Annotated in this window: 6 protein-coding genes; 1 reads left to right on the top strand and 5 read right to left on the bottom strand. The window is 32.0% G+C overall.

Annotated elements, in window-relative coordinates; all coding sequences use genetic code 11:
* Positions 1 to 364: 364 nt before the first annotated feature.
* The 4 genes from T483_RS0105015 to T483_RS0105000 form a co-directional block, all read right to left on the bottom strand.
* Positions 365 to 4,561, bottom strand: a complete 4,197-nt coding sequence (locus T483_RS0105015) for a glycosyl hydrolase (protein WP_026885856.1) — start codon at positions 4,559 to 4,561, stop codon at positions 365 to 367.
* 520 nt (positions 4,562 to 5,081) lie between these two features.
* Positions 5,082 to 6,209, bottom strand: a complete 1,128-nt coding sequence (locus T483_RS0105010; protein ID WP_026885855.1) for an SGNH/GDSL hydrolase family protein — start codon at positions 6,207 to 6,209, stop codon at positions 5,082 to 5,084.
* A gap of 145 nt (positions 6,210 to 6,354) precedes the next feature.
* The gene (locus T483_RS0105005) at positions 6,355 to 8,157 is read right to left on the bottom strand and encodes an ABC transporter ATP-binding protein (protein WP_026885854.1); all 1,803 of its coding nucleotides are present in this window, start codon (positions 8,155 to 8,157) and stop codon (positions 6,355 to 6,357) included.
* Positions 8,154 to 9,092 carry a glycoside hydrolase family 113 gene (locus T483_RS0105000; protein ID WP_026885853.1) on the bottom strand — a complete coding sequence of 313 codons (939 nt, stop codon included), beginning with the start codon at positions 9,090 to 9,092 and terminating at the stop codon, positions 8,154 to 8,156. Before T483_RS0105000 ends, T483_RS0105005 begins: the two co-directional genes overlap by 4 nt.
* A 360-nt stretch (positions 9,093 to 9,452) precedes the next feature.
* Here T483_RS0105000 and T483_RS0104995 point away from each other — a divergent pair, with 360 nt between their 5' ends.
* The gene (locus tag T483_RS0104995) at positions 9,453 to 10,328 is read left to right on the top strand and encodes an AraC family transcriptional regulator (RefSeq protein ID WP_026885852.1); all 876 of its coding nucleotides are present in this window, start codon (positions 9,453 to 9,455) and stop codon (positions 10,326 to 10,328) included.
* Positions 10,329 to 10,669: 341 nt separating this feature from the next.
* On the opposite strand, the gene T483_RS0104990 is transcribed toward T483_RS0104995, so the two are convergent.
* Positions 10,670 to 12,085 (bottom strand): glycosyl hydrolase, encoded by a 1,416-nt coding sequence (locus tag T483_RS0104990; protein ID WP_026885851.1) that lies wholly within the window; start codon positions 12,083 to 12,085, stop codon positions 10,670 to 10,672.
* Positions 12,086 to 12,096: the final 11 nt, after the last annotated feature.

Below are 12,096 nucleotides of genomic sequence, written 5' to 3'. Positions count from 1 at the left end.
ATTATATATTTTATTTTCCAAGCACACAATATTTATCAATATATGTAGTGTTTAAGCAAAGCATACAGTGTTTATATAAATATTTATAGTGTTTGAAAAAATAATATCTGGTGTTTCATTTTTTCAAACACTGAACCTTTTATTATAAAACAATATTCGATACTAAACCCTTTATCCATTATCATATATGCATCTATTACTGCTGACTTATTTTTCACTAGCCAACAATCTTCTGATATAGTCTCGTAAATCAATTTACAGAATCGAAAATTAACATATAAAAAGAGAAAGTCAAATGATTCCTTCATCTAAACTTTCTCTTAAAAACATGTTCTAAACTCGCTACTTTAATTTTTATATTTCATTATACCCAAGCACCACTTGCATCTACTGTATAACCGTCAATAACTGTATCACTAGCCATAAATCCATCACTATATAAATAGTACCATTTATCATCTACTTTCTGCCAACCTATTTGCATTTGGCCAAATGAAGCCAATAAGTACCACTTACCATTTACTAGCTGCCAGCCTGTTTGCATTGCACCAGTTTTAGCTAGCAAATACCAATTCCCCTTTACTTGTTGCCAGCCCGTTTGCGCTGTACCAGTTTCATTAGCTAAATACCAAGTACCATTTATTTGTTGCCAACCCGTTTTAGGTTGTCCATTGCTATCGAGCAATTTTACAGTCCCATCAGCACTTGTGTTTAAAATTGCTGTAGTTACACCTGTTGTAACTGAATTTTCAGTTGTTGTGCTCGTTGTTGTAGTTGACCCACTGTTCGATGAACTACTATTTGATGATGTACTTGAACTACTACTTGATGAATTTCTCGCAATAGAAGACGTAGTACTTTCAAATATCTTACCATTATAAGTAACTAATAATTTAATATAATATCCTTTATCACTGCCAATTAACCTATAAGTTTTATCAGTTCCCACTAATGCACCGTTAGTGATACTATCATCTTTATTAAATAACCTATACCAAGCATATGTTACACCTTGAGATGGAACAAACTCTGTAGAATCTGCCTTTAATAATTCAGCAGTTAGAGTTCCACCAACCCTTTCAGTTCCATTAATTGCAACTCTTGAAGGCATTACTACTTCAGCTGTTCCACCTGTTGATCCTCCTGCATTTGTATTTCCTCCTGTTTGTTCTCCACCAGTATTATTGCTACCTGAATTTGAAGAACTTACCCCTTTAATATCATCAAAATACATTACTGAGTTAACAGTATCTGTTCCAATTGTATTGCACCATATTCCCATCTTCTCTATATGAGCTTGGTCAAATGTTCCATTGTTTTTTCCTTTAAATTGGCTAAAAGGTATAGTTAGAAGTTTAGCTTCAGTTGTTGCTGCAAAATCCGGCATCCAAACTTCAAAATCTTCACCGTTTGATGTAAGTTGTATAACGAGTTTTTGACCTTTGCCATCTGGCTTAACCCAAATTTGTAATGCATCGCAACCAGACCAATCCGCATCTAATGATTGTGTAATACCAGTCCATCCGTTTGGAGCAATCTTATAATTAAACGCAAGTCCATAATCGCCACTATTTTTATTATTTGTATCTAACTTTGGTGTAACACTGCAGCCTGATCCAACATTAGTAGACCAAACGCCTTGAAGCAATGCATCTTCTCCTGAATATGATTCAAAATTATCTACCAATTTAGGATCTTTCTCTGCCTCTTTTATATTAAATATAGCTTTTATTGTATCTAATTTATTATCATCTGAATATAAATCAATAGACCCAACAGCTTGTCCTATTTTATCGAGAATAGTTTGTGAAATTGCAGCTGAATATATACCATTTTCATCTTTTGTAGCGTTAAGAGTTTCAATAGCATCTCCTGCTTTATTTTTCAATACAAACTTAACTTGTCCATCATATTCTTTTACGCTTGCTGTTACTATAGTTGGTTCAAGAATACGGCTGCTTGAAACTGGTCCTGTTATGAATCCATAAGAATATGCTGACTCTTTAGTTATTGCAGAACTAGAGTAATCTTCCACTCCATCAGCAAATATTGATTTATCTTCATTATAGTAATTTATAAAGTTATTAATCATTTCATGACCTTTTGTATCACTTACCATATATGGAGCAAAGAAACCATCCGTTTCACCAAAATTCGCCCAAGTCATATAGTACGGCATATCCGAACTTGATATTATATCAGCTACATGCTTAAACCAATCTTTATCGGCATTTCCTGATAGAGCCATAAAACCATTATTTTCATTGTTACGCAATCCTACTTCAGATACTGCTGAGAGTTTACCTTTATTCTTTGCTATATTTTGAACTAGGCTAATAGTGTCTTTGAAACTCGCCATCCATGGATCTGTAGATGCATCTTCAGTAGGATTATCATCATAATAATCAAAAGCCAAGATATCAACAAATTCATCACCTGGATAACGTGATAAGTAATCTTCCTCATTTTCAAACGGCCCATTTGGTGAATATACATATAAGAAATTATGAACTTTATCAGTATCCCTTAAATATTCAACTGTATAACGATACATATTCTTGTACGCTTCCTCGTCACAATATGCTTTACCCCACCAGAACCAGCTTCCATTATTCTCATGGAATGGCCTGAATATCACCGGAACTCCAGCATTCTCTAGTTTATGTGCATAAGTTGCAAGCATATCTAAATACCCAACATATACATCATTCAAATCTCCACCTGGCATAATCCTTGACACTATATTACCAGTTGTTGTTCCTGGAGTATATCCTGAATAATCATAATTTCCGTTTTTATCTTTTCCTTTTTCTTTAACTAATTCAAAATTTGGCATATGAGCTGACAAAGTTATTATACCGCCTTCATTTGACGCCTCTATGCTTAAATCTGCTGCTTTTGAAATCAAATCCTTTCCAGCAGCTTTCTCTTCATCAGTTAATGATAATTCGGATCCCGTTAATGACAGGGCATCAATTCCAACAATCGCAGAAATAGAACTTGTTATATCCTTTGTGTCTGAATTAGTTGGACCATTTCCAGCCTTATGATGTGTATCATTTTGATGTCCATATAAAACATAATCCGATTTACCTACACCAGTTAAATATGAGTATAAATTTGCTGTTTTTGATGTTGCACTCGAGTCAACTAACTTTACTTTTGAAGGCATTAAATCGCTTACATCAATTATATTTTGTGTTGTAGTAGTTGTTGTCTTTTCAACATATTTATCTGCTACTTGTTCTTGACTAAGTTTAATATTATCTATATATATATCACCATTATAGTTAGTGCTTGCTCCTATAATTCCAATAGTAATTGAACTGGCATCTACATCCTTAGAAGTAAACTTAAGAGTTACCTGTACTTTCTTTAATCCAGTATTACCAACATCTACCGAATTATTTAAGTCAATTGAGCCATAGGTATTTAAGCTATCTGTAATGAATAATTTTGTTTGAAATCCTCCAGTAGTCATCTTACTTGGGTTATAAATAAAATCATATGTTAATATATTATATCCTTTAAATGAAGTTGCTGCACCCAAATCTTTGTTAATTTTAAATTCACTCCAGCCACTTGCAGAATCCTTAGAATAATCAAGGGAAAGCTTCAAAGCCCCACTGCCAATCGTAGTGTTATCATAATTTACAACGTTATCAGAAGATCCATGATAATCATAGGCTCCTCCATAAAACCATCCATCACTATCATTCTCAGAATTATCAAAATTCCATTTTAAATCAGAAACACTCGGAAGTGGTGCCGTATCACCTGAAGCTTGGTTGTTTACAATTTTAATGTTATCTATAAATAGCTTACCATTGTAATTGCATTGATTTCCTACAATTTTAATATAGAAATTCGATAATCCCACAGTATCTTTGTCAGTTTTTATAGATACAGTTTTTCTTATATAACCATTAACAGCGCTTTCATTTTTGAAACCAGTTGAATCTACCGATCCCGAACCAATACCTGCATCCTTCCAATTGGAGTCTTGCAATGTGCTTTCCAAGTGAATCTCGCCAGTAAAATTAGCATTTGTTTGTGGAATTATAATATCAAATTGAATCTCAGAACCTGCTTTAATTTTTTCTGAGCTTTTAGCAATAAAATCAAGACAAGTTTCAGAATTCCATGTACTTACTCCGTCATAATTTGCATTAAATCCTAACGCATTATTTCCATTTATATCTTCTATTGCTACACTTGATATATCTGCCTTCCAATTAACTTGATCCGGCAACTTCCCATCTTCAAAACCATTATAATAAACAGCAGAAGGGGTTGTACTAATTTCAGACAGCGCTGCGACTGTGTTAGTCTCATTAGTAGCTGCGGTAACTGCTGCACTACTTGTACTGCTATTTAAATTTGTTGCATCGTTACTCCCCCCCTCCATAGTAACTGTTGTACTAGAGATGCCTGTACTATTTTCTAAAACTGTTGCATTATTATTTTCCGCTATTCCTATTGCTGAAACCGGTAAGATAGTAGTTGAAGTTGAGATTACCATAACTGTCGCTAATAGTTTTTTAATTTTTTTTGTTTTCATTAATTTTCCTCCTAATACCAAGTTATCGTTTAATTAACATTGCAAACTTTTAAAATTCACTTTTCTGATTTAGAGAATTCTTATTAGTTATTTATTTATTTTTTAATTGTAAATCTTTGGTTAAACTTTATCAGTTAAAGCATAATTGATACTATTACTTATTTGATTAATTTGCCTTGTTTATATTTTACTTTAACGATTAATTAAAGCATTTACATTATATAATAATTTAATAAGCTTTTCAATATATGGAAAAATGTTTTTATATATGAAAAAAAACTCTTTATTATACATAAAACTTATCTTGTTAAAAATTCATTACCAGCAAGACAAGCTTTTTCCATAACACATAATTGTTTAATAGTAATAAGAAAATATCTTTCTCTTAACTACTTAAAATGAATTCTTTCTAAAGAAATAACCATGAATAATCAAAAAATTATATTTCTAACTATCCATGGTCCTCATTTATAATAATTTTTAATTGAAATATTTTAGAAAGCTATTTGCATTACTCACCTTATTTAGATAATATTCCCCTTAAATATTGAGTCAACTCTTTCGCTGCTTTCTGATGCGATAGAAATCCAGGATGTTGTCTTGATCCTACTGTTTCTTCTGTTGTATTTGGAAGCTGGAATACAGAAACCTTTTTATCACCAGTCTCTTTAATATATGCATCCACAGCACGATAAATAGACGGAAGCATTGGAATTCCTAACATCCCATATACCCATACTATATTAGCCTTTTTATTATATTTTCTAAGTTTAACTAGAAAGTTATAAGCCGCTTTTTCAAAAGCTTCTAAATCTTCCTCATTAAATGTGCCATCCTCATTTAATCTTTGTTTATGAGTCTCTCCTGTAACTTCATCTCTCCACTCAGGTGAAGTAAAAGCTCCTTCATCATTTGTTCCAAGGTTAACTACTACAACATCTGGCTGCCAAGATTCAAAGTGGTTATCTTCGAAAGCTCCTAGAGATTCATTTTTATCACCAGTAAGAAGTCCGCACACCTTTTCATAATACTCTGGAATATTATAATGAGGATTATTATCCCAACTTGTAAGTATCCCCCATCCACTTTGAGAAATAATTCTATGTTCTGCATTTAAGGCTTCTGCAGTCATTGTGCTATAATTATCTATCGCACTAAACCACATAGAAATCCAATCTTCTTCTTTCTTAGCCCCTATTACTCCTTCTCCTGATGTAATACTATCTCCAATAAATTCAATCTTGTACGTTTTTTCTTCTATAGGTAGACATTCCCCATCAAATTTCACAGCATGTATTTGCATATAACTTCCTGGGTCGCCATTCATAGCCTGAACATCTCTTATAATTTTAACATTTTTTATTTCATGCTCTGTCATCCCTCTAAATATACAAACCCAGTACCTTCCGGCAATTAACATTTGTCTGCTTACAGTAGCGGAATTAACAACTATACTAATCCAAGGCTCATACATATCATAGTCCACTTCTACTTCAACCCAAAGTTCAGAGCCTTTCGCATTTAGCTCAATACCACTTCCTGTCCAAAATACTGTTAGTGGTGAAAGACATCCAGTCGTTCTCCCATGAACTTTTAAATTTTCAATATCTGATAATGGGTATATTTTTAGTTTTTCATTTTCTCTCATTATTTTCCCTCCCACAAGTTTTCAATATTCAAACTATATTTTTATTTAATCCTCATTCTAATTTAAATTATATTTATTTTTTACTCACTCTCCCTGGCTACTAATCACTTTTTGTTTCTAGTAGGCCCTCTTCATTACTTTTATATTACATCTGTAATTTCTTTAATTTATAGAACTCACCTTTTTTCTCCATCAGTTCATCATAAGTCCCAAACTCTTCTAATCCACCATTTCCTACAACTGCAATCTTATCTGCATTTCTAATTGTAGATAGCCTATGTGCAACTACTAAGGTTGTTCTATCTTTCACTAAGCTTTCAATTGATTCTTGTATCTTTTTTTCCGAAACGCTATCTAAAGCAGATGTTGCTTCATCAAGAACCAATATCTTCGGATTTCTCACAAAAGCTCTTGCAATTGATATTCTCTGACGTTGTCCACCAGAGAGATTACTTCCATGTTCAGTAATTATGGTATCTAATCCATTTGGGAGTGATTCTATTAACTCCTCCAAATTTGCCGCTTTAATTATTTTACTTAACTCTTCATCAGAAATGTTTTTTATTCCATAAAGGATATTTTCCCGAATAGTATCAGAAAATAATATTGCATTTTGTGGTACAACCGCAATCTTGGAACGATAGCTTTGAAGATTAATATTTTTAATATCCTGATTATCAATCAGTACTTGTCCGTCTGTGGCTTGGAAAAATCCTATTACTAGATTTAGAATTGTCGATTTCCCGGCTCCTGAAGTGCCTACAAACGCTACTGTTTCTCCTGGATTTATAGAGAAATTTAGATTTTTTAAAATTGGACCAGTACTATCTTTGTACTGAAATTCCACATCCTTAAATGTAATTTTCCCTTCTACATCCTTAATTTTCTTTTTCTTACGGTTATTTTCTACATCGTCAGAAAGTAATATATCTCCAATCGAATCCACAGATTCCAGTCCTTTTGCAATAGTCGGCAATAGTGTAATAATACCCGAAATCTGTGCTACTATAGACCCAAAATAAGTTTGATATAATACAACTTCACCAATTGTAATGTTTCCTTTTAATGCTATATAACCTGTAAAACCAAGACAAATTATTTGGAACACTTGAAACGAAACCCAGCTTATGGATGAGAAATATGCCTGAATAAGATCTAACTTCAAACCCTTTTTAGCAACATTCACCAACTGACTATCTATTTTCTTTGTTTCTTGCTTTTCTAACGCATGAGCTCTGGTAACAGGAATTAATTCCACCATTTCCATTACACGAACTGAAGTCTCTTCCATCTCTTTCCTATAGTCTGTATTATACCTTTTTATCTTTCCTCCAAAAGCAACTATAATAAGTACTGCTACAGGTATAGTTGCAAGAAAAAACACAAACACTGTTAAACTCTTAAAAATAACAACTCCTAAAGCTGCTACAATATTTAATACAATACCTAATATTGTTATAAAAACTTGAGATGATAGATTCTCAATCTGTTCAACATCACGCATAATCTTTGACTGTAATCTTCCTGATTGCATTTGATTATGATATGCAATAGAAAGCTGCTGAAGTCTTTTTACAAGAGTACTTCTGAGTTCTCTTTCTACACTTCTAATAGTTTTTGCATATAGAACTGTATGTACATAATTTGTTGGTATATTTTGCAGTACCATAACAAGAATTATTATAATATTAATTACAATAATATGAACTGCATTATCACCTTTATCGGTTGCTGCATTGATAATATTCGCGGATACAACTGGCAGAACCCATACAGGAGAACTTTTTAATAGGAAAAATATAATTGAAAGAAATAACTTTAAGTAATGTCCTTTATATATACCAACAAGAGTTTTTAAAGTACTATTTTCATTCTGTTTAAAAATTTTCAAAAGAGCTTCTTCGCCTGGTTCTAACTTGTCATTTGTTTTATCTTCTTCACCTATCACTTTTCCACCACCATATCATAATACTTCTTTATAACTTTTTCTGCTGGTTTTCCATATACATCATAACCTTTATAATTTTCAGCTCTATTTAGAGAATATTGATTGCACGCCCAATCCCACATAGCAAAACCAGATACCCATTCACGTTTAAGCGAAGATTCAAACATAGCCTTGTACCATTCTGCTTGTTCATTTAAATCTATATCACCTTCAAGGCTCCAATCGTTTGGAACTTCTGAAGAACCTTTAGTGGACATACAACCAGCTTCAGCAAAGAAAAATGGCTTATCGAAATTTTTGACTACTTTTTCGATTCGATCTAACTCTTTTTCCCAATCCTTAAGTGGATAATAACCACTTGAAGATATAACATCAACACAATCCCACCATTTTACATTATGCTCTTGATATTTATCAGTATTATAAGATACAGCTCCATGATAAACATCTCTAATATCAGCAATTAGTTTACGCCATTCATTTTCTCTACGCTCCGACATAACCATTTCACAGCCTGCAATAAACATTTCACAACCTGTTTTTTCTGCTATACGAGCATAATGAAGTTGGAAATCCGTGTAAGAAGCAAACCATTCACTCCATTTTGGCTCACAATGAACGTCTTCATCAAAGAAATTTATATGAGCCCTCCAAGTTCCATTTTTACAATTTACAGTCGGCTTAATCGCTATTCTAAGACCAATATGCTTTGCATAATTTATGATATTTTCTAACTCTGTATCTGAAATAGTAGAATTAGAACTATAACAAATCTCTTCTGATTGAGGAGTATCCTGAAGACCATTTGGTACCAATATTATAAAATTAATTCCAACCCTTTCTCTTAAATTATCTAAACTCTTATATGTTTCTTTTTTTAAATAGCTCCCTTTCCTCGCAAAAGGCGCAAAAGTAAACCCTTTAATAAATTTCATAAATCCCATTCCTTTCTTTAAATTAAGCGCCATGAAGAAAATAACAGATCAAAATGTAATGTATATTTTCTCAAAACAAATCAACTCTTTTGCTGTCATTTAACAAAAGATTTATAAAACAAAAGTTCTAATTCTTGTACGAAGGTTTTATATACGCTAGGCAGAATAAGGCAAATCTTGTTTGTAGCAGATTTTATATAAAAAATAACCGACGTAATATGATATTAAATAAACAAAAACATGCTGATCTATTATTTTTTTCATTGCGCCTCCGCTTACATATACTATATCAATTTCATTTTTCATCTGATATAATACAATTGTTTAAAAATAGAACAAATCTATTTTACGGAGGCTATTATGAATTATTTATTTGAAGAAATTAATGTTTTAACCTCACCCTATGAAGCCTTTTTAGCTGGCACTAAACATGGTGGCTTCCCAATAAAGGCTCACTGGCATTATTATATGGAAATTATTTTTATCATTAAAGGATCTTCATTAATAAATTGTAATAATAAGGAATATGTCCTCGAGCCTGGAGATTTAATTTTATTTCATCCACAAGCGGTGCACTCTATTTTTTCAGCTTCAAGCGAACCTTTAAAGTATGGTGTACTTAAATTTGATATAAATAATCTTCATATAAATAGTAACTATACTCCAAAACTTGGCTCAATATTCAAATGCGCTATAGACGATCCTTATGCACCTATATTACTTCCATCAAAATTATTTAAAAATTCACCAGAACGTTTATTTAATAGCTGCATTGAAGAAGTAGTAATTAAAGATTATGGTTATGACATTCGCTTTCAGTCTTTAGTTTCATCTCTACTGATAGAAATTCTTAGAATATGGAGAAAAACTGGATTTGATACGAATAACATCACTTTAATGCCCTATGATACTGATTCGTTACATACAATATTACAATATATAGATGAGCATTCACATGAATCAATAAAAGTAGAAGACCTTGCTGAAAAATGCCATATGAGTTATTCGTATTTTGCAAAAAAATTTCACGAATTGTATGGTCAATCCTGTAAGGACTATATTGAATTTATAAGATTGAGCAAAGTTAAAGATTTATTATTATTTACTAATTTTGATTTAAATTATATTAGTCAAGAGACGGGATTTGCGGACTGCAGTCATTTAATTAGAACGTTCAAAAAAAAGACAGGTATAACACCAAAACAGTTTAGAATGCTGCACATTATAGATAAATAACATGTAACTTATAGTTATGCGTATAACTAGCAAAAAAAGAAAACCCCCTGTTACTAGGCTGCCAGAAAAATTAATTGTTAATTCATTCCAATAAAAGTTGTGTCAACCATGAATGCTCCCGGTGCAAGCTCGTGACAAGCGGCGATAGAACAACTTTTATTGAAGAAATACATACAATTATTTTTTCAACACAACACTTCGTAAAAGGGCACCTTCTCTTTCTAGTATAGTATATATATCAAAGCATAAGTATGATTTTTAACTAGCTTATCTACAGTTTCTATAAATTACTACTTAAGTCTAGTAAATGTTAGAACTTGTATATCTGTAACCCAAAATTCCTACAAGCTAGATTTCAGTTTAGCTAGATCTTCTAAATTTATAACATATTCATCGTTGTAGAATTTCATCAATTCTTCTTTGGTATTCCATTCTAATTCTTTAACAAAGTTATTCCAAGTCATAAACCATAGCCAATGAGTTTCTGTTTCCTTAAGTATTTTAGGATCTGGAATCGGTCCATTTTCACTTAGAGCTACTGGTTTTACACTATTTGGAATAGCTTCTGTATTTAGAAATTCAATTGTTAGTGGGCCATGATTTTCAAGAGGAGCATAATAATCATTACTGTTAATATCTACTACATCATCTCCCGGATACCACTCTACATTGGGCGAGTTCCACACCCAAATTAAATTATTTAATTCATGATAACTTACATATCTATCATACATCAACCTATATAGCTTTATGTAGGCTTGGGGACCTTTATCTCCCCACCAAAACCATCCTCCAGAAGCTTCATGCAACGGTCTCCATAAAATCGGAATATTGTTGTTTTTAAATATCTTTAACTGTTCAGCTATTGTATCAAGATCTCTTATCATATTAATATTTTCTTCAGTACCTTCAACTAGTGCTTTTTCTAAATCAAAGTTAGTATTTTCAGTATAAAAGCTCTTCCCTCTTCCATTCATTGGAGAGAACCAGTGCCAGCATAAAGTTATAATTGCATCTGTATTTTTTCCCCAAAATAGAGCTGTTTCTATAGTCCCCTTATTATTAGCTAACTCATCTATACACTCAAAATTACTATCAGGTGTTTCAGTTGCTAGTGAGTAACTTAGTAAATCAAAGCCGACTATAGCTGGAGTCTTTCCTGTCATTCTCTTTATATATTCAAAATCTGTTCCACTTGCCTTATTGCAATGTTGACCCGATAAAATTCCTTTACCATATATTTTAGAGAATATTTTCATTAATTCTATGCATTCTTTACTTGCATCTTTATTACTTAATACAAAATTGGGGTTATCCAAAATACAATTAGTACCCTCCGTAGCTATTATGCTATCAATATTCAAATATCCAATTTGCTTTGATATTTTAATCTCATTAACTCCACTTTTTAATTTTAAGCTTCCGATTTCCTTGATAGCAAATTCACTAGCTATATCAAATACTACACTTCCATAGCATTCATCGTTAATAAAAATTCTGTGTACAGATTGTTTCTGAAATGCTGATTCAGAGATTTCTTCAGGAACCGATAATTCGGCTTTTGAAGGTAGAGCATACTTAATTCCTAATCTGTAAAATCCATTATGTGATAAATTAATTTCAGCAGTTATATAATCATCATCATTTATTAATGCAATTAAGTATCCTGAACCGCTATATCCTTTAATTATATTATTTGTTTTACCATTTATATGCTTAATCTCTGTAGAATCTATTATTATAAGGTTATTTATCATAGATTTTCTCC

The sequence above is a fragment of the Clostridium beijerinckii HUN142 genome, assembly GCF_000621745.1.
GTDB lineage: Bacteria > Bacillota > Clostridia > Clostridiales > Clostridiaceae > Clostridium > Clostridium beijerinckii_A.
The sequence above is the reverse complement of the archived record's forward strand: the minus strand, read 5'-3'. Positions and strand labels throughout refer to the sequence as shown.